Below are 22354 nucleotides of genomic sequence, written 5' to 3'. Positions count from 1 at the left end.
CCGGTGACATTATATCATACACAAAATTTAGTTTCAATCATCATTTTCATACAGTTCTGATTCTTGGTACTTCATCGATATGCAAATATTTGCTGATGCATTTCACAATCACATCATGATCCGAAACCTGTCCCATGCCGGACACTGCTACGGTTGCCACAACGCCGACTTCTTCCACGCAGATCGGAAAACCTCCGCCCAGCATTGCGTATTCCTTCGGGTCCAGTACCATCTGTTTTACGCTCTCCGGCGCATTCGTCGCTGCCATGTAAAGCTGCAGCGAACTCCGCTCCGTCAGAAGCACCGAATTGCTCTTCCGTCTCATCAGCTCCACATTGTGCGGCGTAATGCCGTTATCGCAATACTGGAATACAACTTCCCCGTTGCTTCTGCGGATCATGATGCCAACCTGTGCTCCGCGCCGTCTTGCCTCCATCAGGATCATCGTTCCCAGTTCCCATGCGTCTGCATTTGTAAAATGCGTAAACTGCAGAATATCCTCCTGCATATCGAGCACTTTCATCAGTTCATCCATTGTCATTGTCATACTTTTGCCCCGTCCTTTCTGCCATTTTATATTTTTTTAGCTTTTCGCCCCTCATTTTCTGACTTTCAGTTTATCATTTTCCCAAATTCAAGTCAAGCCAGCCACCCCCGGCATTGGCTAACACGATATCACCGAAAAGCAAAAATTCCACGCCGCAGAAGTTCCCTCCCACAGCATGGAATTTCTCATTTTTATTTTTCTACCATAATACACTTCCGCGGGCAGTTCTCCGCGCAGAGGCCGCAGCCTGTACATTTTGCCGGGTCGATCTCCGCGCGCTGGTCCACAACGTGAATTGCATCCGACGGGCAGTTCTTCTCGCACTTCTTACATCCGATACAGCCGATCTCACACGCTGCCATCACCGCCTTGCCCTTCTCGGTTGAGCGGCATTTCACCGTGATCTTCTGCTCATACGGAATCAGGTCGATCAGATTTCTCGGACAGGCCTTCACGCAGGCACCGCATGCCTTGCACGCTTCGCCGTCCACAACGGCAATGCCGTTTTCAATATGGATCGCATCAAACTTACATGCCTTCACGCAGTTTCCAAAACCAAGACATCCGTTTCCGCAGCTCTTCGGACCGCCGCCCGGTACAAAACCGGCGTAGGAGCAGTCCCTTGCACCCGTGTATTCATACTTGTTCTTTGCCACGTCACACGTACCGGCGCACCGTACCACTGCTTTTTTGCGCTCCTGTACATCGGCTTTTTGTCCCATGATAGCTCCGACGGCCGCTGCAACCGGCGCTCCGCCGACCGGACAGACAGAAACCGGGGCTTCACCCTTTACCACTGCAGCCGCCGCTCCGTCACAGCCCGGGTAACCGCAGCCGCCGCAGTTGTTGCCCGGCAGCGCTTCACGGACCTTCGTCTCGCGCTCGTCCACTTCCACATAAAACTTCTTTCCGGCAATTCCAAGGAGAATACCAATCAAAAGGCCGGTTCCACCCACCATCAGGGTGGCTGCTAAAATACCATTCATCTCTTCATCCCTCCTAGATCATTCCGGAAAATCCCATAAATGCCATTGACATCAGCATAGCCGTAAGAAGAACGATCGGCATTCCTTTGAATGACTCCGGGATATCGTTGTACTCCATCTTTTCCCGCAGGCCAGCCATCAGCACCATGGCAATCGTAAAGCCAATTGCGGTTGCCAGACCGTAAACCGTACCCTGCAGAATCGTGTAATCCTTCTGTACGTTGATGAGTGCCACACCGAGTACCGCGCAGTTTGTTGTAATCAGCGGAAGGTAAACGCCGAGCGCTCGGTACAGAGATGGAATCGTCTTTTTCAGGAACATCTCAACGAGCTGTACCAGCGCCGCGATGACAAGAATAAAAACGATCGTTTTCAGATAATCAAGTTCTGCCGGTGCTAGGATAAATTTGTAAATCAGACTTGTCACAAATGAAGAAATCGTGAGGACAAAAATAACCGCTCCGCCCATGCCGGCCGCCGTATCCATCTTTTTGGAAACACCGAGGAAAGCACAGATGCCGAGGAACTGGCTTAAGACAACGTTGTTCACCAGCGCCGCACCGATCGCAATTAAAATCAGTTCTTTCATTTCGCTTCCTCCTTTCCTTTCACAGCCTGGCAGTATGCCTTATTGGCGCACGCCATACAGCCGGTCTCTTCTGCCGGGACTGCCGGTTTTCCGGTTTTCTCTGACTTCTGGCGTTTGATGCGGTTCTGCACCGCAACGAGCATTGCCAGCACAAGGAATGCACCCGGCGCCATGATGAAGATGTTGACCGGCTCGTAAGCACTCGGCATTACCTGGATACCGAACAGGGTTCCGGCTCCGATCAGCTCACGGAACATACCGATCAGGGTCAGGCCGACGGTAAATCCAAGGCCCATGCCGATACCATCAAATAAAGACGGGATCGGACCATGTTTTCCAGCATATGCCTCGGCGCGTCCCAGGATGATACAGTTTACAACGATCAGCGGGATGTAGATGCCAAGGGCGGAATAGAGTGCCGGAATAAAACCTTCCATCAAAAATTCCACGATGGTTACAAACGATGCCACAACAACGATGTATGCTGGCATACGCACGCCGTCCGGGATGATTTTCCGAAGCAGGGAAATCATCAGGTTGGAGGCGGTCAGGATGACCATCGTCGCAAGGCCCATGCCGATACCGTTCTTTGCAGAAGTGGTAACCGCAAGCGTCGGACACATACCCAGCATCATGACGAAGGTCGGGTTTTCTTTTATGATACCATTATAAAGCCGTTCCAGCGGCGTATCTTTTCTCATGAGTTCCCTCCCTCTCCGGAAAGCAGACCGGATTCGTTGCAGTAGTTAAAACAGCAGATTCCTGCATTGACACCGTTTGTTACAGCGTTCGTTGTCAGAGTTGCTCCGCTCAGCGCATCGATTTCATCATCCGCGGATGCGCCGGATTTTGTGTAGGAGAATGCTTCTACGTTTTTATCCTTGAACTGATTCTTGAAATCGTCTGTGTCGGCACGCATACCAAGGCCGGCCGTCTCGGAAAGTGACAGGAAAGAGATTCCTTTTGTCGTTCCGTCCGATGCAATTCCCATCGAGAACTGCATGCCGCCGCCATAGCCTTCGGTTGTGGAGATGATCTCAACCAGGCCGATCGTTGCGCCGGATGCGTCTTTTGCAAGCAGCAGTTCGTCAATCGTCTGTGCTTCAAAACCGTGGCCGATCAGTGCTGCCGTAAGCTCTGCCTGTTCTGCATCGCTCATCGTTACTTCTTCAAAGGAAGCTGCCTCAGGGAATACGTTCTGGCAGGATTCCTGTTTTTCTTTTTCCTGCTGTTTCTGGATCGGCTCTAAGGTTACCTGATGTGCCGCCCCGAGAAGCAGTCCGGCAATCAGCGTGATCGCCGCAAGAATCAGTGCGTTTTTTATAATTTTGTTCATGCTTTTTTCTTGCCTCCTCTTCCGAATCCAACCGGCACGGTCACACGCTCAATGAGCGGAACCAGAAGGTTGGTAAAGATGATGGCATAGGAAACGCCCTCTGCCGAATTTCCAAAGATACGGAATACGCCGGTCAGAAGACCTAAAATGACCGCATAGATATACTGTCCCTTCTTTGTGATCGGGCGGGTAACGTAATCGGTTGCCATGAACCATGCGCCGAGCATCAGACCGCCGCCCAAAAGATGCGCGCCAAGGAAGTTGATATCAAAACCGTGGCCGCCGAAAAGCAAGGCGAACAAAAGCTCTGTTCCGATGTAGATGAGCGGAATATTGAGGTCAATCACATGAATGCAGACAAGGAAAATGCCGCCAATCAGAAGGGCCAGTGCGGAAGTCTCACCGATCGTTCCGGCCGTATTTCCAAGGAACATGGACAGCAGATTCACCTGCTCTCCTGCTTTTGCTGCGGCGAGCGGTGTCGCACCGGATACGGTATCCACGAGGTGTGCGGCTGCCGGGGCAGCGAAGTTGGTCATATGACCCGGGAAGGAAATCAAAAGGACGCATCTTCCTGCAAGCGCCGGGTTCATAATGTTCTGGCCAAGACCGCCGAAAAGCTGTTTTACGACGAGAATTGCAAACACACCGCCGATCACCGGCATCCAAAGAGGCGCCTGCACCGGCATGTTCATGGCCAGCAGAAGGCCGGTTACCAGTGCACTGCCGTCGGCAATCGTCACCGGTTTCTTCATTCCTTTTTCATACAGATATTCCGTCAGGGGACAGACTGCCATCGAAATCGCAATCAAAAGCAGTGCCCGAAGGCCGAAATTCCAGACTCCCACGCAGGCTGCCGGGGCAAGGGCAAGCAGGACGGCAAACATGATTTTGTCTGTCGTCACCTTGGACCGCGCGTGTGGGGAAGATGATACGTGTAATAATCCATTCATATGTAAGATCCCCCTATTTCTTCTTTCTCTTTGCCAGAAGCACTTTACGCATCGAGCTGATTTCCTGCGTCAGCGGACGTCTTGCCGGGCAGATAAAGGAACAACAGCCACATTCACAGCACTCCATTCCGCCGTATTTCAGGAACTTCTCTTCCTCTCCGTGCTCCGCAAAAACGGAAAGGCGGGCCGGAAGAATCTGACCCGGACAGACGGAAACGCAGCGTCCGCAGTTGATGCAGGCAGATGGTGCCAGCGCAGATACTTCATCCTCCGTAAGGCAGGTCAGTGCAGATGTTGTCTTAGTAACAGGAACATCCATTGTAAACAATGCTCTTCCCATCATCGGGCCGCCGCAGATGATCTTAGCTGCCTCATGTTTCAGACTGCCTGCCTGCTCTAAAAGTTCGGACAAGAGCATGCCGACCGGCACTTCAAAGTTGCATGGATTCTGTACTGCATCTCCCGTCACGGTAACGATACGGCTCATCAGCGGTTCACCGAAGCGGACTGCCTGGTAAATAGCGGTTACGGTGTCGATGTTGTCCACGATACAGCCCGCGTCCGCCGGCAGCATGGAGGAATTTACCTTTCGTCCCGTTGCTGCATAGATCAGCATACGCTCGGCACCCTGCGGGTATTTCGTTTTAAGCTCCAGAACCTCAATGTTATCCTCCGGAAGCACCAGCTCACGGAACTTCGCGATACAGTCCGGTTTGTTGTCCTCAATGCAGATGACTCCCTTTGCCCTCGGGAACATATGCAGCATGATTTTTAAGCCTCCGATCACCTTTTCCGGCTCCTCGAGCATTCTGCGGTAGTCGCTTGTCAGATATGGTTCGCACTCGGCACCGTTGACAAGAATATGGTCAATCGCTGACGGATCTTTCGGGGATACTTTGACGTGTGTCGGGAAGCCTGCACCTCCCATTCCCACGATTCCGGCCTCTTTGATCTTGTTCCGGATCGTATCTGCGTCGAGTTTTTCCCAGTGCGGGCACTCCTCAAATGTTTCTTTTTCATACAACCCATCGTTCTCCACAACGATACTGTCTACCGGGGAACCGGCTGCGGAAACTTTTTTCTCAATTCCTTTTACCGTGCCGGAAACCGATGCGTAAACAGGAGCCGAAACAAATCCTCCCGCTTCTGCGATTTTCTGTCCCGCTTTTACATGGTCGCCCTTTTGTACGATCGGCACAGCAGGCGCTCCGATGTGCTGTGACACTGCGTAATACAATAAGTTGCCCGGCTGCGCTTTGACAATTGGTTTGTCCTTGGAGAGCTCTTTTCCCTCGTACGGGTGAACGCCGCCATGAAAAGTATTTCTTTTCTTCTGAAACATGCTTTTCACCTCATCCTTTCTCTTTTCTATGCTGCATTTATCAATTCACAGCCTTTTTTCGGTTTTTTATGCAAAAAAGGCTGGTGCATTGCCCTGATTATTTCGGTTATTCATATCGGACTTCTTTTAACAGGAGTCCGCATGCCGGTGCAAGAAAACCCGCACTTTCGCGATTTTTTGCTTTGAGAAGCTCCGTCATTGATGCGATATCCCGTTTTCCCATCCCGGCCTCCACAAGCGTTCCTGTCAGGATCCGCACCATGTGGTACAGGAAACCGGTTCCGGTATAGGAAATGGTAAGAATCCCGTCTTTCTCGCAGAAATCAATTCCGGTAATCGTCCGCACCGTCGATTTTTTCATACGTTTGTTGGCACAGAAGCTCCTGAAATCATACGTTCCGATAAACGCTTTCGATGCTTCTTTCATTTTTTCCACATCGAGCGGTGCTTCCGGAAAATACACGTATTTCCGCTCGAAAACATGCTTTCTGCCATCGATCACGATACGGTATTCGTATGTTTTGTCCGCCGCATTCAGACGGCTGTGGAAGCGCTCCGGCATCCGCGCGAGGCTGGTGACTTCGATGTCTTCCGGCAGATAATGGTTGATTGTCTGCAGAAGTTCTTCATCGGATAGATCGGTATGGAACTTTGCATTTGCGACCTGTCCCGCCGCATGGACGCCGGCATCGGTTCTGCCCGCGCCGTGAATCTCCACCGGCTCTCCTGCAATCCTGGACAACAGCGTTTCGAGCTTGCCCTGAATCGTGTTGTCCGTATTTCCCTGCTTCTGCCAGCCGTTATAGCGCGTGCCATCGTACTGCAGGATCATTTTATAATTCATCTTTTTCTCCTTTCCAAAGTGGCCGCTTATCATTCGGCATCCATGCTTTTCTCAATCAAAAAAACCCGCAGCGCAGGACTTCGCGCCAGATTTGCTTCAAACAGCACCACTTCTGCTCCGCCCGGAAAGCTGTTCTGTAAAAATTCAGCGGCACGGCGGATCTGCAGTTTCACATCCTTTACTTCCTTCTCCGCTTTTTCCTGTTCCAGTTCACATACCGTTTCAAAAAGCTCTTTCATCTGATCCGGATCGTTTTTGCGACATTTTTTAGCGGTCTCCTCGAGTTTTTTTAACTTTTTCAAGACCCGCGCATTCGTTTCTTCCTCGCCCTGTTTCAGCAGTCCCTGCTGTTTGCACACTGCAAATCCCTGCTCTTTCTGCCGCAGCCAGGAACGATACGTTTCTTCTTTTTTCTGCCTGCAAAGTCCGGTAAACTGGCGCAAGCACTCGGAAAGCTCCTTTGCCGTGCGCTCCTGCTTCTGACAGGCGGATGCCTCTTTCCGAAGTGCCGCATGAAGCAGAGACAACAGTACAGATCGCTCTTCTGCGGAACCATTTACCGCCATCTGCTGTTTTTCTGCCTTGATTTTTCCGGAAAGTGCACCGGCCAGAATCTCCTCCACGCCGTAATCCTGTCCATATTTTTCGTAAATCCGGTAGTACGAGCTGAATTCCTCCGCCGTCTTTTCTTCCTGCAAATATTGTCCGATCAGTGCTTCGTCGACCGGAAAATTCAGGATTTCATAACTTTTCAGCACTGCCGACAAATCCTCCCAGCCGCGTGCCGTTACAAAACGCTTTTCATCCGCTTCCTGCGAAACAGAATAAAAATGGTCACTGTGTGCCATAAGGTACGTTGTCACAGCACCGTGGATCTGATTTTTCTCTGCATAGGAAAGCCACACGGAAAGCTCGGGAACCACCTCGATCTTCCGCACACGGTCAAGCGTTGCCACATCAAATTCCCGCACAGATTTATTATATTCCGGCGGATTTCCGGCGGCCACGATCAGCCAGTCATCCGGGATGTGCTGATTGCCGAATTTTTTGTCCTGCAAAAGCTGCAGCATTACCGGAGCGAGGGTCTCGGAGACACAGTTAATTTCATCGAGAAAGAGGATACCTCGCTTCTTTCCGGTCTGCTCCATGCAGTCATAGATCGAGGCGATGATCTCGCTCATCGTGTATTCCGTTGTATGTACCATTTTCCCTTCGATTCCACGTGTGCAGATCTCCGGAAGGCCCATGGCACTCTGACGCGTATGGTGTGTCATCGTGTAGGCGACAAGCCCCACACCGCACTCTTCTGCGATCTGCTCCATAATTGCCGTTTTTCCGATGCCCGGCGGGCCGATCAGGAGAATGGGACGCTGCTGCCGGAGGGGAACCAGCGGAAAACCAATTTCATCTCTTGCAAAGTATGCGCGCAGGGCTTTTTCAATTGTCTCTTTTGCTTCTTGTATGTTCATATGTTCTCTCTTATCTTGTGCACTCTTTATGTACTCTCGAAATCTTTCTGTGTTTGATTTTGCGAGATGCTTTTTTGTCAGTTGTGTTCAAAGAGTACATTCTTCTGTCAGCAGTTTTTTTGCCCATTTGGGGACAAGATTCATTCTTTCGGTCTGTCTGACAAAGACAAATGCCGTCTCGTAATCTGGCTTTTGTTCGGGATAAATTCCGTCTCCGTCGGTAAAATAGATCAACGCTTTTAAGTTTCGGAATACATGCTGTTTCCGCAACTCTTCCACTTTCTGAAAGACAGGACGGAAATCGGTTCCGCCCCGGCCCTTGATGGTAATTGTTTCACGGTAAGCTTCCCATTCTTTCGGAGAATGGATCATCGTGACATCCTGCACGAAGCTGTCGCACTGGATCAGGCAGACGTTCCATCGGGAAAAGAAGTTTTCTTTTTCTTCAAGAATGCTGCGTGTCTCACCAAGGAACTTTGCTACAATTTCTCTTTTGCACGAGCCGGATGTGTCGATTGCGATGACCAGCTCTTCGAGGCGGTTTCCTTCCCGCGTCTCCGGCGGCTCGATGAAAGGGAGACTGCCGTAGTGCTCCAGGCCGTAATGGTAGGCGACTGGGTCAAAACTGTCGAGATCCAGTTCCATCTCCTCACGGGTGACGGTGAATTGTTTTAAAAAGCTGCGGTAATTGTACGCTCTTTTTTCGATCTCGGACAGAGTTTCTTTTTTTCCACCGCAGTTCTGACCTCGCCGCAGGCCGCCGGTGCCGTAGTTTTCCGCCAACTTGCGGGAAGCACGTTCCCAGACTGATTGAAAAGACTCGATAAGTTCCGGCTCTTTTCCCGGCACCAGCCATGAAACCGGAGACTGTTTTTCTTTTTCCGGCATCAGCCATGAAACCGGGGGCTGTTCTTTTTTTTCCGGCTCCGGTGTTTCTTTCCCAAACCGGCGGATGCATTCCAGCAGCAGGTGCTGATAGCCTTCCTTGAGGAACGATGAATTTTCGGCACACATGCGGAGTACAAAATCGGAGTTAAAATATATCGTATGACCGTCGGATGTGATGGCTTTTGTCCTGTCGGACGGCTGATGACGAAAGAAGAGAATCGCTTCACCAAGTTCCGGGTACAGCCAGCAGAGATTTTTGCGGGCTTCTTCGAAAAGCCGGAGCGCCAGCGCTTCTTTTTCTTTTGTGGACTTTTCTTTCTGAACCGCAGCTTCTGTTTTTCTGCTTTCCGTATTCTCCTGCATCGGATCCTGTGAGTTCCGGTTCAGGAGAATGTGGAAGGCCTGCCATTTCTGCTGGTCGGCGGCAAGGTTGAGAAAACGTTTTCGGTCTGCATCGGACAGCCATCCGGTCTGCAGAATACGTTCCAGCTTTGAAAAATCATCCTCACGAATCAGCATTTCGACAGCGGGACGAATGCGTTTCCGCAGGTATGCGGTATATGCGGCTCGCTGTTCTTCCGGAAGATCCTGCGATTCACAAAAGCTGGAAAGTGCAGCCCGGAGGCGCTGCTGTTCGGATGTCGTCGTTCTGAAACTACTCCAGTCATCCATTTTATTCACTCCCTTACTCGCCGCGTTGGCTCACTTGCACTCATTATATCGTCATTTTTGAGCATTGACAATGTTGGATCGTGTTATTTTTTTCACACTTTTACCATATTTTTATGATATACTTGATATTATAAAATACGATTGCAGTCGTAAAAGCGCAAAGGAGATCCTTTTTATGAACAAAGAAAACAGAAAAGCTGCCAAGGAACGGCGTGCCAAAGAGCGGGAGCACGAAGCGAAAGTAGCGCATTACAAAAAGATCTGGAGCTGGGCCGGACCGGCTCTGATTATCGTTGTGATCGTCGGCCTTATTATTGCCAGCGTACTCGATTCCAAACGACTCTCTGTCAAAAGTGCCTCGGAGGATACCTCCACAGCCTCATCGGCCGCATCCGCCTCATCAGCCTCCACTTCGGCTTCTGCCTCTTTGCAGACCGACACTTCCCTTACCATCGAGGACGGTGATACCGTCAATATCGACTATGTCGGCTCCATTGACGGCGTGGAATTCCAGGGAGGAAACACAAACGGCAGCGGCGCTGATCTTGTGATCGGTTCCCACACTTACATCGATGACTTTGAAGAACAGCTCATCGGTCATCACCCGGGCGACAGCGTAGATGTAACCGTCACTTTCCCGGAAGACTATGGAAAAGACGAACTCAACGGAAAGGAAGCTCTTTTCAAAGTTACCGTCAATGGCATTTATAAATAGAACAGCAAAAAAGACATCCTCCACAGATTTTCCGTCTGCGCCGGATGTCTTTTTCTTATTATTTTTTTGTTAAGTTTTTTTCAAAGACGCTTCGATGTATTAAAAAAAGTACATCTTCTTATTCCACAATTTTGTAATACGCCCGCGCCGTCAGCACATAGACGATCAGGTAAACCACGGCAAACGCCGCAATCGTAATCGCTGTTGCAATCAGGAACAGATTGCTGTCCGGGAAATTCAGCATTGCCATGATACGCCTGGTCAATGGAAACGCTACCATTGTATGCACCACGGCCACCGCGAGCGGCAGGAAAAAGACCGTTACCACCTGTGACTGAATCGTCTGACGGATTTCTTTGCGGCTCATGCCGACCTTCTGCATAATCTGGAACCGTTTTCGGTCATCGAAGCCTTCTGAAACCTGCTTATAATAGATAATCATAACGGCACCCATCAAAAACAGCGCACCGACGAAAACACCTAAAAACAGAAGTGAACCATACAGACTGTAAACCGTATTGCGCTCTTTTTCGCGCACTTCCACCCATCCGTTAAAAGATGACTCCGTCAGTATCGTCTCAATCTCATCTCCAACTGTGATCTGTTCGCCAGCATCCCCGATAAGATCCAGAGCATATTCCCAACTGTATCCTTCTGGCTCCTTTCCCTGCACAGCTGCATACGCTTCCTTTGCTTCCTTGTTCCGCGTCACCACCGTCATTGTCTCATACACCTGCGTCTTCTCATCCAGAATGTACGATTTCTTATCGGTATTCCATTTTTTTACTTCATACGTCTGATTTCCCAGTTCAATCGTGTCATATCCATAATTTTTCTGTTTTGCCTGAAAAACCAGAGCCTGCCCTGGTTCCAGCTCTACCTGTTCGCCGGTTACCTGATTGTACTCCGACTCTTCCATGATTTTTATCAGTGTGCTCGCCGCAGCATCATCTGACTGTGTTTTTTCTACTTTGTTTCTATCTACAACAGCAAGCATAACATAGTATCTCTGATCACTTTCATACTTTTTTCTGAGCTGCTTTTCTTCCAGATGCTGATCAATCCCAGTTTTCACTTCCTCTATCATCTTCTGACTGACCGGTTCCACCGTCTTCATAATGCCGCTATTTGCTTCGATCGAAATCTGATGTGGAAACCGCGTATAGGTAACCTCCTCAATCCCCGTCCACAAACATGTGCTGATGGAGATAACCAGAAGCACACCCGTTGACAGAATACAGATATTCGCAAGACCGACCGCATTTTGCTTCATGCGGTACAGCATGCCCGAAATGCTTGTAAAATGGCGTGTCTGGTAATAGTAATTCTTGTTTTTCTTCAGAATTTTCAAAAATGCAATACTTCCAGCAGAAAACAGGCAGTACGTTCCCACCATAACCAAGGCGATTGCATTAAAAAACTTATCAAGTGCGTCCATCGAGGATTGGCTGGTCAGAGCCAGATAATAGCCAACACCAAGAAGCATGAATCCAAGAACCGCCGTCAAAAGCTTCGTTTTCGGTTCCCGCTCACCCTGCGCGCCGCCGTGCAGCAGTTCGACCGGCTGTGAGACGTGGATCTGGCGAAGGCTTAAGAGAAAATTGATCACAAAAGTCAGGCCGAACAGCAGCATCGTACTTCCTACGGCTTTTGCACTGAACGCAAAACCAATTGTTCCGTTCAGTCCGGTCAGCTTCATCAGCACCAGAAACAGCAGGCGGTACAGCAACACACCGAGCAGAATACCGATTCCAAGCGATGCCGCCCACAGATACAGACTCTCAAAAAAGAGGATCTTCGCCAGATGCTTTTTCTCCATGCCGAGAATCTGGAACAGACCGAACTCTTTTTTTCTTCTTTTTGCCAGAAAACTGTTGCTGTAGATCAGAAAAATCACCGCGAACAGGCCAATGATATAGGTTCCCATCCCCATCACTGTCAGGATCGTATCTTTTCCGATCATGGAATCAAAGCCACTTCCCTGCGCCAGTGTATCCATGATAAAAAACATCACCACCGTGCCGATGCATGACAGCAGATACGGAAGAATATTCTGACGATTTTTGCTCAAATTTGTTTTTGCCAGTCTGGCATACAGCAGATTATTCATCCCGTTCACCACCCGTCGCAAGAATTGTCAGCGTATCGGAGATCTTCTGATACATCTCATCGCGCCCTAAAGAACCGCGATACAGCTGGTGGAAGACCTCGCCGTCCTTGATGAACAGCACACGTTTCGCCGAGCAGGCCGCCTTCACACTGTGCGTTACCATAACAATCGTCTGGCCCTCCTCGTTGATCTCCCCGAACAGTTTCATGAGGCCATCCGCTGCATGGGAATCGAGCGCGCCGGAAGGCTCATCCGCAAGAACCAGCTCCGGATTGGTAATCAGCGCACGCGCAACGGCTGCACGCTGCTTCTGTCCGCCGGACACCTCATATGGGTATTTATTGAGGACCTGGGTGATGCCGAGTTTTTTCGCAATCGGCTCTGCCCGAAGACTCATCTCCTCGTATTTTTTTCCTTCCAGCACGAGCGGCAGATAAATGTTGTCACGCAGGGAAAAGGTATCGAGCAGGTTGAAGTCCTGGAACACGAAACCTAAGTTTTCGCGGCGGAATCCGGCAATCTCCTTCTCTTTTAATTCGCCGAGATTCTTTCCATTTAACCGCACCTGTCCGCCGGTTGGCTTGTCTAGTGCTGCGAGCAGGTTCAGAAGCGTCGTTTTTCCGCTTCCCGATTCGCCCATGATTGCAACAAATTCGCCCCGTTCCACTGTAAAATTAACGTCTTTCAACGCTTCCACCCGGTTGCTGCCAAGGCGCGTGGTATATGTTTTTTTCAGATGTTCTACTTCCAGAATTGCCATGTCACATTTTCCTTTCTGTCTGAACTGTTTTCTTAATTGACAAGGCTTATTATACCCGTCCGCGCCCTCTTCTGCCTTAGGATCATCTTACAAAAAGACCGGCAACCTTACATTTCTGTAAGATTCCCGGCGAAGCTCTCTATGTACTACAGGGATACGGTATCCAGCCCAAGATACACCTTCGTTCCCGCTCCCATCTCCGACTCGATGCGGATGGTATGCGAAAGTTTCTCCATGATCTGGCGGCACAGATACAGTCCGATGCCCGTTGACCGCTTGTCTGCGCGGCCGTTGCAGCCCGTGTAGCCTTTTTCGAAAATCCGCGGCAGATCCTCCGGCGCAATGCCGATGCCGGTATCCTCAATCACCAGCGTTTTTGGTGCATCCGGTGACAGATAGATGTGAATGCTGCCACTTTTCGTGTATTTCAGCGCATTTGACAGAATCTGCTCCAGCACAAAGACGAGCCATTTTTCATCTGTCAGCACCTCGCAGTGCACCGGCTCGTAGGAAAGGATAATTTTCCGGCGGATAAAAAGCGGGGCATATTTCCGCACAGCCTGGCGGATCAGCGCATCCAAATCGTACCTTGCAAAGACAAGATCCGATGTCATTTTTTCCATGCGCAGGTACTGCAGCGCCATCTGCACATACTGCTCCGTCTGGAAAAGTTCGCTCTGCATTTCACGCGAAAGCGGCGTATCCTCCTCCTGCAGAAGCAGCCGCATCGCCGCAATCGGCGTTTTGATCTGATGGGTCCACATCGTGTAATACTCCATCATATCGCGGTATTTCTGCTCCATCTTAATCTGTTCTTCCTGAAACTGCCGCTCGTAGGATGCGATGATCTGCTGGTAATCCCGCGCCAGAAGCCCGTCCGCCTCCGGAAGCGCTTCTGTTTTGCCCTGCGGTTCGGCGGCAAGGAGTGCTAAGACCAGATGATGTTTCCGGTACTTCCCATAATGAAAGCAAAAACCTGCGGCTCCGACAGCAGCCATCAGCACGATCATATAAACGGTGACATCCTGCGGCACATTGCGCAGAAAACAGAGGAGTGAAAATACTCCTATAAAAGCGGCAATCCGCACGGCCGATGCAAGATGCTCTTTCAAATACCAGTTAAGAAGCATAAACTCCTGCCGGATTCCCTCTTTCTGTTGTTCCATCCTTTTTCTCCTGTTCTGCTTCCGTCATGCGATCAGGTAGCCGACACCCTTTTTCGTCTGGATAAAGTCTGTAAGTCCTGCCTCCTCCAGTTTTTTCCGCAGGCGCGTGACGTTGACGGTCAGCGTGTTGTCATCTATAAAGCTGTCCGACTCCCACAGATGCATCATCAGCATATCTCGGCTGACGGCTTTTCCTTTATTTTCGAGAAGGGACTGCAGAATGCGCCACTCATTTTTTGTCAGCTCAATCCGCTTTCCCCGGTAATTCAGCACACCACTTCCCGTATCGAGCATGGCACCGCGGTGCTCGAGGAAATTCGTTTCTCCGGCAAATTCGTAGGTGCGGCGGAGCATCGCCTGGACTTTGGCGGTCAGGACACTTAAATCAAACGGCTTCGCGATAAAGTCATCGTCGCCCATATTAACGGCCATAATGATGTTCATGTTGTCCGATGCAGAAGAAAGAAAAATTACCGGCACTTTAGAGACTTTTCGAATCTCCTGGCACCAGTGAAATCCGTTAAAAAAGGGAAGATGAATGTCCATCAGCACTAATTGCGGATTTTTCACGGCAAATTCGGCGAGAACACAGGAAAAATCCTGTACGCAGAACGCATCCATGCCCCAGGAAACCAGACTCTGCTGCACGGCGCGGGCGATGACTTCATCATCTTCTACAATCATAATTCGATACATGGCTGTTCCTCTGTTGTCTCTAGCAAAGCGGATATTCGCAATCCGCTTCGCTACTTGCTTGATTCGGTTAAAAATATGGACTCCGGGCGGGTGTTTTCAACGCACAGCCGCTCCCGGAGCCGTTTTCGCAGATGATTATACTCTTACAATATAATCTGATTTTCTTTCTTTTGCCTCTGGGTACTCACAGTCGCGATAGCCGAGGATGCAGTGGCCGATTCCAACATAATTTTCGGAAAGTCCCCACTCTTTTAAGAGGGCTTTTCCCTCCGGGCTCGCGAACTCTTCTTTTGCACGATGGATCCAGCAGGAATCCACACCAACGGCATGTGCTGCCAGCATCAGATTTCCCATGACAAGAGAGCCGTCCTCCACATAAGTTCCGCGCTCCGGGTCAGCAAGCACGATCAGAACGGTCGGTGCGCCGTAGAACGGATCGGATGTTGTACCCATAACAGCCGCATTCATTTTCGAAAGTTTTGCAATCAGCTCCGGTTTCTGTACCACAACAATCACCGGCGACTGTTTTCCCATGCCGGTTGCCGCATACGTTCCGGCCTCCAGAATTGCATCGAGCTGCTCATCGGTAATCTGCTCCGCTTTGTATTTGCGGATGCTTCTTCTTGTTTTGATTGCATTTAATACTTCGTTGTTCATGGTAAAAATCCTCCTGTTCTTTTTTTGTTTTTATCGCAAACGCCGCAGCTTTGTATACCGGACGCATTGCCTGCCTACATCTGTTTCCGCACAATCCGATACTCGTCGCCGAGCTGGTAGTACGGACAGTTGTAAAATTTATCCTGCAGAAAACGTGCCATCTCATCCTCATCGAGATCCACCTCGCAGGTGTAGCACTCATAATCATCATCATACACAAAATTGCCGCACGACTCACAGCTTGTGGCCATCTGGCGGGAGTGCTTTTTCTTTTGTGCATGGGGTGTTGGTTCTGTCATATGGCAATTCCTCCCATTTCTTACACTTCGCTTTTCCGTTTCTGCGCTTCCGACAGAGGAAGAATTTCTATTTTTCATCCACAACCTGGAAAATATAAAATTTCAGGTAATAGGACTCATCCGCCGCCCACAGAATTGGGTGATCCGGAGCCTGGGTGCGGTATTCTACCTGACGGAGACGTTTGTGGACGTTGTGAGCCGCCTGGTTGATGGTTTTCGTGAAGAGTTCGTAGTCCATAAAGTGGGAACACGAACAGGTGCACAGATAGCCGCCGTCTTTGACCAGTTTCATGCCGCGCAGATTGATTTCACGATATCCCTTGATTGCGTTTTTGATGGAGTTTCTTGATTTTGTGAAGGCCGGCGGGTCAAGGATAACGACGTCGAATTTTTCTCCCTCTTTTTCAAGACGCGGCAACAGTTCAAAGACATCCTCGCACACGAAAGATGCTACGTTTTCCAGACCATTTAAGGCTGCGTTTTTCCGTGCCTGCTCTACACCGAGCTCTGATGCATCAACGCCGATAACTTCCTTTGCTCCTGCATATGCCGCATTCAGTGCAAACGACCCGGTATGGGTAAAGCAGTCGAGCACTCTCGCGTCCTTGCAGAGCTTCTGCACAGCCAGACGGTTGTATTTCTGATCCAGGAAGAAACCAGTTTTCTGGCCGTCCTTGACATCGACGAGATAGTGGACACCATTCTCGATGATTTCCACGCTGGTGTCAAACGGCTCGGAGAGAAATCCTTTCACACGCTCCATGCCCTCCTGCTCACGCACTTTTGCATCGCTTCGCTCAAACACGCCGCGGATCTTAACCCCGTCAGCTGCCAGAACCTCCTCCAACAGGCGGATAATCGTCATTTTCATTTTGTCGATACCAAGTGCCAGCGACTGAACGACCAGCACATCGGAGAATTTATCCACTACGAGTCCCGGCAGGAAGTCTGCCTCGCCAAAGATCAGGCGACAACTCGATGTGTCCGTCACTTTTTTGCGGTACTCCCAGGCATCCTGCACTCTTTTTTTCAAGAATGTTTCATCGATTTCCTGGTCGATGTTTCTTGTCATCATACGGATACGGATTTTGGAATGCTCGTTGATGAAACCGCGCCCCATCGGGTATCCGTCGAAGTCGCGCACCAGCACGATATCTCCGTTTTCATATGCTCCTAAAATCGAAGCGATCTCATTATCAAAAATCCAGGCTCCGCCCTGCTTTAAGGCGCGGCCCTCTCCTTTTTTCAATGTTACAACTGCGTTGCTCAAAAGTTTTTCCTCCTTAAAACAATATAGTTAGCCATATCTAATCATAGACAACTGTGTTTTGCTTGCATTCTCAAAACCGCGCTTCCAGCGCTTTTTGCTGCTGCGCAGCTCCTTTTTGCACGAGTGAACTATAACGTCAGATTCCTCTTCCGTCAAACTCCGGAATGAAGCTCTCCTCGGCCACCGGGCCTTCCTGTAAAAAGGCGTTGGTGACGCCGAGGGAAAACGTATAGTCCAGCAGACGCTCATACTCCCGCTTTGTCGTTTTCCGGTTCAGCGGACTTATGTTTTCCACCTGCGGAAGCGGCGTGTACTGGCTCATGAGGCTCAGCCAGACGGTATCGCCGTACGTCTCATAGACGTATTTTACCACAGCTTTTGCATTTTTTACAGCACCGGGCAGCAATAAATGGCGCACAATCACACCTTTTTTCATCAGACCATTCTCATCGAATACAGCCTCTCCTGTCTGACGCACCATTTCCGCCAGCGCCCGTTTTGCTGTTTCCGGGTAATCTTCTGCCCGCGAGTACACTTTTGCAAGGGAGGAGTCCATATACTTAAAATCTGTCAGATAAATATCGATCAGCCCATCCAGGGCCTGCAGGGCTTCCACGCTCTCATACCCGCCGCAGTTATACACAACCGGCACGGTAAGTCCCTTTTTCTTTGCCTGAAAAAGTGCCTCCCGGATCTGCAGCACGTAGTGGCTTGGTGTCACAAGATTGATATTGTTTGCATTCTGTGCCTGCAGCTCCAGAAAAATGTCCGAAAGCCGCCCGATCGAAATCACTTTTCCGCTCTCCATCTCCGCAATATGATGGTTCTGACAGTAAACACACCGCAGATTACATCCGGAAAAGAAAACCGTCCCCGACCCCGTCGTCCCGGAAATACACGGCTCCTCCCAGAAATGCAGTGCAGCCCGCGCCGCCGCAACCCCGGAGGGCGCCTTACAATATCCCGTCTTTCCATGCTCCCGGTCCGCTCCGCACTTCCGCGGACAAACCCGGCACCGGCTCATCTCCTGTTCCAAATCCAGCATAATATTTCTCCCTTTTCTCTTTAGAAAAAAGCCGTGTCTCCGGAAAATAGTTTCTTCCACAGACACAGCTTTTGTATTTCTATGCGTCAATTAATATGCCAGAATTTCATATCCATCTTCTGTTACCGCAACCGTAACCTCCCACTGGGCTGACGGTGCGCCGTCTTCGGTGTAGACAGTCCAGTCGTTGTCGGAGTCGATGAAGATTTCATCGGTTCCGAGATTGATCATAGGCTCAATGGTGAATACCATGCCCGGTACGAGCAGCATTCCGGTATCTCGTCTTGTGACATAGCTGACGAACGGATCCTCGTGAAACTCCAGACCGACGCCATGGCCACCGATGTCACGGACAACTTTATAGCCCTGGCTCTGGGCAAATTCATTGATTACCGCGCCGACATTGCCAAGCCGGTTAAACGGACGTACTTCGGAGAGTCCGAGCTGTACGGCTTTTAACGTATCTTCCACCAGCTTCTTTGAAACATCGTCTACCTCACCGATACAGAACATACGGGAAGAGTCGGAAAAATATCCCTTATAAATAGTAGAAACATCGACGTTGATGATGTCTCCGTCCTGCAGAATTTCCTCCTCATTCGGAATTCCATGGCATACTGCATCGTTGATGGAGGTACACACGCTCTTCGGAAATCCTTCATAATTCAGCGGTGCTGCAATTCCGCCGAGTTCTTTTGTCTTTTCTGCGACCAGACGGTCGATATCTTCCGTACTCATGCCTGCATGAATGTTTTCGGCCACATAATCCAGAACTGCAATATTGACAAGACCGCTTTCACGAATTCCATCGATCTGATCCGGTCTTTTGATAATTTTCTTCGGCGGAATTTTCCATCCCTTTAATTTATAAGAATTGATTTTCTCATCCAGCGCCAGATGGCAGTCTTTGTACTTCTTCCCGCTGCCGCACCAGCAGGGATCATTTCTTCCAATTTTTTTCAGCATAATGTTCTATCCTCTTTCTGAACGCGGAACGACAGATCCGATTTTCTGTCTCCCGCTGAAATTCATATAACTCCTCTACTACTTTACCACACTCCGGCAAAACTGCAAGCAAAAGTTACCAAATGAATAACTCTCTCAAAAGAGACCATCTGCCCAGATGACAGATCCCGTTCCTCCCAGAATCCCAATCGCCGTCTCCGGCCCGTAATGCACCATATCTTTTGTGGTCAGCAGATGCCAGCCGTCTTTCCTGTCGCTGCCGAAATATGGATTTCAGGTAAAATTACAATTAAAATCAGGTATATTTACCCCGATTTCCGGCAATACTTTTTCATGAAACCACCAAAGAAAGTAAGAAAGGAAGATGCACGATGAGTGGAGATGCAGAGCTTTTAAACTTTATTTACCAGAACTCCCAGATGGGTGTCGACACGATCCGGCAGCTCATTGGAGTCGTTGAGGACAAAGACTTAAAAGAACATCTGAAAACCCAGTTTCAGGGCTATGAGGAATTTCATCAGGCGGCAAAGGAGCTGCTGAATGAACACGGCTACGATGAAAAAGGCCTTGGCATAATGGAAAAAGCACGCACGTATTTTATGATAAACCTGCAGACTATAACGGATCCGTCCGTCTCACACATTGCCAGCATGCTGATTACCGGAAGCAGCATGGGCATCGTCGAGGCAATCCAGAAGTACCGCCAGTATGAGGACGCGGATCCCAAAATCCGGGATCTGATGGATAAGCTGCGAAAATTTGAAGAATACAACATGGAAAAGTTAAAAGATTTCTTATGAAAATCATATTCAGCCAAACTACCCGCATCTGCAGATCCTGCGAGTGGCAGCTTCTTTCGGATGCAAAGGAATCGAGAAACGATCCGGTACCGGCACAAAACAGTGCCGCACCGGATTTTGAGTTGTTTTGACCGTTTTACAAACTTTACATACATTTAACACAAAACTGTTTTTAGATGTGTTATCTTCTAAATGTAGGTTTTTTCTCGAGTAAGACCTGCAAAACGTGTATCTATTGTTAAAACCACGAAAAGAAAAAGAAAATTACGTAAAGGGAGAAATTATGGACATTTTTGGAGTGTTATCCTTTGTCGGTGGCCTTGCCATGTTCTTATACGGCATGAGCGCCATGGGCGATGGCCTGACCAAACTTTCCGGCGGTAAACTGGAATACCTGCTGGAAAAGCTGACATCAAAGCGGATTATGGCAGTTCTTTTAGGTGCCGGTGTTACCGCAGTTATCCAGTCCTCTTCTGCAACTACTGTTATGGTTGTCGGATTCGTAAACTCCGGCATCATGAAGCTGAACCAGGCAGTCGGCATCATCATGGGCGCCAATATCGGTACCACCATCACTTCCTGGATCTTAAGTCTTACCGGCATTCAGGGCGACAATGTATTCATTAAAATGCTGAACCCGTCGTCCTTTTCCCCCATTCTTGCAATCATCGGCGTTTTTATGCTGATGCTGGCAAAGAGCGATAAAAAGAAAAATGTCGGTACCCTGTTAACCGGTTTTTCCATTCTGATGTTTGGTATGCACACCATGAGCAGCGCTGTATCACCGCTCGCAGATGTACCGGAATTCACGGGACTTCTCGTAAAATTCTCCATGCCGGTTCTAGGTGTTCTTGCCGGAACCATTTTGACCGCCGTGATCCAGAGTTCCTCTGCTTCTGTCGGTATTCTTCAGGCACTCTGCGCAACCGGTTCCGTCAGCTACGCCGTAGCCATTCCGATCATTATGGGACAGAATATCGGTACATGTATTACCGCACTGCTCTCCTCCATCGGTACAAGCCGCAATGCACGCCGTACCGCAATGGTTCACCTTTATTTTAACATCATCGGTACTGTTCTTTTCCTGGTTCTCTTCTATGGAATCAATGCCTTTGTGCATTTTCCATTCCTGGAAACCTCCGCAAATGCAGCCGGCATCGCAATCGTTCACTCCGGCTTCAATATTTTTGCAACACTAATCCTGTTCCCGTTTGCAGACGGACTGGTCAAACTTGCGAAACTGACCATTCCGGACGGACCGGAAGAAAAAGCAGACGAAGCTGTTCAGATGCTCGATACCCGTTTCCTCGACAGCCCGGCTTTTGCTCTGCAGCAGTGTAAAGTCGCAGCCGCAAAAATGGCAGAGCTGACCGAAACCGGTCTTGTTACTTCTGTTGACCTGATGGCCTCCTACAACGAGGCGGATGCGGAAAATGTAGATATTCTTGAGAAAAAGGTGGATCATTTTGAAGATGCCCTCGGCACATATCTGGTGAAGCTTTCCAGTGAAAAGCTTTCCCCAAAGGACAGCCAGACACTTTCCATGATCCTGCACTGCATCGGCGATTTCGAACGAATTTCCGATCACACCGTCAACATCATGAAAGCTGCAAGAGAGATGCATGACAAGAACCTGCAGTTCTCCGCTGACGGAGCCGCAGAGCTTGCTGTTTATGGAAAAGCAGTCAAAGATATTGTCAGCCTGACCTTCTCCGTTTTCAACAATGAGGATGTAAAAAAAGCAAATGAAGTGGAACCACTCGAGCAGGTGATTGACAGCCTGAATTCCAGCCTGAAGAACCACCACATCGAACGGCTCCAGAGTGGAAAATGCACGATCGAGCTTGGTTTTATCCTTTCCGATGTGATGACCGACTTCGAACGGATTTCCGACCACTGCTCCAACATTGCCGTCTGCGTCAGCCAGATCCACAGCGGATCCTTCGATACACATGAGTATCTGCATGCATTAAAGAAAGAAGAAGAATTTGAGACAGAATATAAAGAGCTGAAAAAACAGTATCAGCTGCCAACGCTGAAAGCCTAAAAACAGACTGTACTGTAACCATCAGCTGTACAACCGGGAATTTTTATGGTAAGAATCTTCCCTTCTTTAGGCTGTCACTGTTTTGTTTTATTACCATATCACATATGCATTACTCAATCTACTATTTTTCTCTGAATTTTTCCAAAAAATACCGACTGCCCATCAATATTGATATATTCTACATTGGCAGTCGGTAT

At 49.3% G+C, this 22354-nt stretch carries 22 protein-coding genes; 3 read left to right on the top strand and 19 right to left on the bottom strand.

Annotated elements, in window-relative coordinates; translation table 11 throughout:
* Positions 1-46: 46 nt before the first annotated feature.
* The 10 genes from DWX00_RS10225 to DWX00_RS10180 form a co-directional block, all read right to left on the bottom strand.
* A complete protein-coding gene (locus DWX00_RS10225) occupies positions 47-547 on the bottom strand; it encodes a heme-degrading domain-containing protein (RefSeq protein WP_022461366.1) in 501 nt (166 codons plus the stop codon).
* Between the two features lie 191 nt (positions 548-738).
* A complete protein-coding gene (locus tag DWX00_RS10220) occupies positions 739-1533 on the bottom strand; it encodes an RnfABCDGE type electron transport complex subunit B (protein ID WP_022461367.1) in 795 nt (264 codons plus the stop codon).
* 13 nt (positions 1534-1546) lie between these two features.
* Positions 1547-2122 carry an electron transport complex subunit RsxA gene (gene rsxA, locus DWX00_RS10215; RefSeq protein WP_022461368.1) on the bottom strand — a complete coding sequence of 192 codons (576 nt, stop codon included), beginning with the start codon at positions 2120-2122 and terminating at the stop codon, positions 1547-1549.
* The gene (rsxE, locus tag DWX00_RS10210) at positions 2119-2823 is read right to left on the bottom strand and encodes an electron transport complex subunit RsxE (RefSeq protein WP_022461369.1); all 705 of its coding nucleotides are present in this window, start codon (positions 2821-2823) and stop codon (positions 2119-2121) included. The genes rsxA and rsxE overlap by 4 nt, the downstream gene beginning before the upstream one ends.
* On the bottom strand, positions 2820-3458 hold the full coding sequence (locus DWX00_RS10205) for an FMN-binding protein (RefSeq protein WP_022461370.1): 639 nt from the start codon (positions 3456-3458) through the stop codon (positions 2820-2822). The genes rsxE and DWX00_RS10205 overlap by 4 nt, the downstream gene beginning before the upstream one ends.
* Positions 3455-4411, bottom strand: a complete 957-nt coding sequence (locus tag DWX00_RS10200) for an RnfABCDGE type electron transport complex subunit D (protein ID WP_118595164.1) — start codon at positions 4409-4411, stop codon at positions 3455-3457. Before DWX00_RS10200 ends, DWX00_RS10205 begins: the two co-directional genes overlap by 4 nt.
* Positions 4412-4424: 13 nt before the next feature.
* Positions 4425-5753, bottom strand: coding sequence for an electron transport complex subunit RsxC (rsxC, locus tag DWX00_RS10195; protein ID WP_118595163.1), 1329 nt, complete (start codon positions 5751-5753; stop codon positions 4425-4427).
* Positions 5754-5859: 106 nt separating this feature from the next.
* Positions 5860-6597 carry a tRNA pseudouridine(38-40) synthase TruA gene (gene truA, locus DWX00_RS10190; protein WP_118595191.1) on the bottom strand — a complete coding sequence of 246 codons (738 nt, stop codon included), beginning with the start codon at positions 6595-6597 and terminating at the stop codon, positions 5860-5862.
* A gap of 29 nt (positions 6598-6626) precedes the next feature.
* On the bottom strand, positions 6627-8066 hold the full coding sequence (locus tag DWX00_RS10185) for an ATP-binding protein (protein WP_118595162.1): 1440 nt from the start codon (positions 8064-8066) through the stop codon (positions 6627-6629).
* Positions 8067-8153: 87 nt separating this feature from the next.
* Positions 8154-9626 (bottom strand): vWA domain-containing protein, encoded by a 1473-nt coding sequence (locus DWX00_RS10180; RefSeq protein WP_055227624.1) that lies wholly within the window; start codon positions 9624-9626, stop codon positions 8154-8156.
* Positions 9627-9801: 175 nt separating this feature from the next.
* On the opposite strand from DWX00_RS10180, the gene DWX00_RS20435 reads away from it, so the two are divergent.
* On the top strand, positions 9802-10341 hold the full coding sequence (locus tag DWX00_RS20435) for an FKBP-type peptidyl-prolyl cis-trans isomerase (RefSeq protein WP_055227626.1): 540 nt from the start codon (positions 9802-9804) through the stop codon (positions 10339-10341).
* A gap of 118 nt (positions 10342-10459) precedes the next feature.
* Here DWX00_RS20435 and DWX00_RS10170 read toward each other — a convergent pair whose 3' ends face one another.
* The 9 genes from DWX00_RS10170 to DWX00_RS10130 all read right to left on the bottom strand — a co-directional run bounded on the left by DWX00_RS10170 (position 10460) and on the right by DWX00_RS10130 (position 19310).
* Positions 10460-12451 carry an ABC transporter permease gene (locus tag DWX00_RS10170; RefSeq protein ID WP_118595161.1) on the bottom strand — a complete coding sequence of 664 codons (1992 nt, stop codon included), beginning with the start codon at positions 12449-12451 and terminating at the stop codon, positions 10460-10462.
* Positions 12444-13211 (bottom strand): ABC transporter ATP-binding protein, encoded by a 768-nt coding sequence (locus tag DWX00_RS10165; protein ID WP_055227632.1) that lies wholly within the window; start codon positions 13209-13211, stop codon positions 12444-12446. Before DWX00_RS10165 ends, DWX00_RS10170 begins: the two co-directional genes overlap by 8 nt.
* A 146-nt stretch (positions 13212-13357) precedes the next feature.
* Positions 13358-14377 (bottom strand): sensor histidine kinase, encoded by a 1020-nt coding sequence (locus tag DWX00_RS10160; protein WP_226906369.1) that lies wholly within the window; start codon positions 14375-14377, stop codon positions 13358-13360.
* A gap of 24 nt (positions 14378-14401) precedes the next feature.
* Positions 14402-15073 carry a response regulator transcription factor gene (locus DWX00_RS10155; protein ID WP_118595160.1) on the bottom strand — a complete coding sequence of 224 codons (672 nt, stop codon included), beginning with the start codon at positions 15071-15073 and terminating at the stop codon, positions 14402-14404.
* A 135-nt stretch (positions 15074-15208) separates the two neighbouring features.
* Positions 15209-15730: a nitroreductase family protein gene (locus DWX00_RS10150; RefSeq protein WP_118595159.1), complete on the bottom strand. Its 522-nt coding sequence runs from the start codon at positions 15728-15730 to the stop codon at positions 15209-15211.
* A gap of 74 nt (positions 15731-15804) precedes the next feature.
* Positions 15805-15981, bottom strand: a complete 177-nt coding sequence (locus tag DWX00_RS10145) for a DUF6472 family protein (protein ID WP_243025989.1) — start codon at positions 15979-15981, stop codon at positions 15805-15807.
* Between the two features lie 115 nt (positions 15982-16096).
* Positions 16097-17299 (bottom strand): class I SAM-dependent rRNA methyltransferase, encoded by a 1203-nt coding sequence (locus DWX00_RS10140; RefSeq protein ID WP_118595157.1) that lies wholly within the window; start codon positions 17297-17299, stop codon positions 16097-16099.
* A gap of 136 nt (positions 17300-17435) precedes the next feature.
* On the bottom strand, positions 17436-18344 hold the full coding sequence (locus DWX00_RS10135; protein ID WP_226906368.1) for a radical SAM protein: 909 nt from the start codon (positions 18342-18344) through the stop codon (positions 17436-17438).
* A gap of 90 nt (positions 18345-18434) precedes the next feature.
* A complete protein-coding gene (locus tag DWX00_RS10130) occupies positions 18435-19310 on the bottom strand; it encodes a methionyl aminopeptidase (protein ID WP_022461385.1) in 876 nt (291 codons plus the stop codon).
* A 371-nt stretch (positions 19311-19681) separates the two neighbouring features.
* On the opposite strand from DWX00_RS10130, the gene DWX00_RS10125 reads away from it, so the two are divergent.
* Entirely contained in the window at positions 19682-20110 is a 429-nt protein-coding gene (locus tag DWX00_RS10125; RefSeq protein WP_118595156.1) for a hypothetical protein, read from the top strand.
* Between the two features lie 283 nt (positions 20111-20393).
* Complete coding sequence (locus tag DWX00_RS10120) at positions 20394-22157, top strand: Na/Pi cotransporter family protein (RefSeq protein WP_118595155.1); 1764 nt, start codon at positions 20394-20396, stop codon at positions 22155-22157.
* Positions 22158-22354 lie beyond the last annotated feature (197 nt).

Source organism: Blautia sp. AF17-9LB, assembly GCF_003479185.1.
Classification (GTDB): Bacteria; Bacillota; Clostridia; order Lachnospirales; family Lachnospiraceae; genus Fusicatenibacter; species Fusicatenibacter saccharivorans.
This window is presented reverse-complemented; position numbering and strand designations above follow the sequence as displayed.

Coding starts and splice junctions, on each gene's coding strand:
- DWX00_RS10170 (WP_118595161.1), bottom strand. CDS start 12,451: ATGAATAATCTGCTGTATGCCAGACTGGCAAAAACAAATTTGAGCAAA.
- rsxE (WP_022461369.1), bottom strand. CDS start 2,823: ATGAGAAAAGATACGCCGCTGGAACGGCTTTATAATGGTATCATAAAA.
- DWX00_RS10145 (WP_243025989.1), bottom strand. CDS start 15,981: ATGGCCACAAGCTGTGAGTCGTGCGGCAATTTTGTGTATGATGATGAT.
- DWX00_RS10165 (WP_055227632.1), bottom strand. CDS start 13,211: ATGGCAATTCTGGAAGTAGAACATCTGAAAAAAACATATACCACGCGC.
- DWX00_RS10150 (WP_118595159.1), bottom strand. CDS start 15,730: ATGAACAACGAAGTATTAAATGCAATCAAAACAAGAAGAAGCATCCGC.
- DWX00_RS20435 (WP_055227626.1), top strand. CDS start 9,802: ATGAACAAAGAAAACAGAAAAGCTGCCAAGGAACGGCGTGCCAAAGAG.
- DWX00_RS10225 (WP_022461366.1), bottom strand. CDS start 547: ATGACAATGACAATGGATGAACTGATGAAAGTGCTCGATATGCAGGAG.
- DWX00_RS10200 (WP_118595164.1), bottom strand. CDS start 4,411: ATGAATGGATTATTACACGTATCATCTTCCCCACACGCGCGGTCCAAG.
- DWX00_RS10120 (WP_118595155.1), top strand. CDS start 20,394: ATGGACATTTTTGGAGTGTTATCCTTTGTCGGTGGCCTTGCCATGTTC.
- DWX00_RS10155 (WP_118595160.1), bottom strand. CDS start 15,073: ATGTATCGAATTATGATTGTAGAAGATGATGAAGTCATCGCCCGCGCC.
- DWX00_RS10185 (WP_118595162.1), bottom strand. CDS start 8,066: ATGAACATACAAGAAGCAAAAGAGACAATTGAAAAAGCCCTGCGCGCA.
- DWX00_RS10220 (WP_022461367.1), bottom strand. CDS start 1,533: ATGAATGGTATTTTAGCAGCCACCCTGATGGTGGGTGGAACCGGCCTT.
- truA (WP_118595191.1), bottom strand. CDS start 6,597: ATGAATTATAAAATGATCCTGCAGTACGATGGCACGCGCTATAACGGC.
- DWX00_RS10130 (WP_022461385.1), bottom strand. CDS start 19,310: ATGCTGAAAAAAATTGGAAGAAATGATCCCTGCTGGTGCGGCAGCGGG.
- DWX00_RS10205 (WP_022461370.1), bottom strand. CDS start 3,458: ATGAACAAAATTATAAAAAACGCACTGATTCTTGCGGCGATCACGCTG.
- DWX00_RS10125 (WP_118595156.1), top strand. CDS start 19,682: ATGAGTGGAGATGCAGAGCTTTTAAACTTTATTTACCAGAACTCCCAG.
- rsxA (WP_022461368.1), bottom strand. CDS start 2,122: ATGAAAGAACTGATTTTAATTGCGATCGGTGCGGCGCTGGTGAACAAC.
- DWX00_RS10135 (WP_226906368.1), bottom strand. CDS start 18,344: ATGCTGGATTTGGAACAGGAGATGAGCCGGTGCCGGGTTTGTCCGCGG.
- DWX00_RS10180 (WP_055227624.1), bottom strand. CDS start 9,626: ATGGATGACTGGAGTAGTTTCAGAACGACGACATCCGAACAGCAGCGC.
- DWX00_RS10160 (WP_226906369.1), bottom strand. CDS start 14,377: ATGGAACAACAGAAAGAGGGAATCCGGCAGGAGTTTATGCTTCTTAAC.
- rsxC (WP_118595163.1), bottom strand. CDS start 5,753: ATGTTTCAGAAGAAAAGAAATACTTTTCATGGCGGCGTTCACCCGTAC.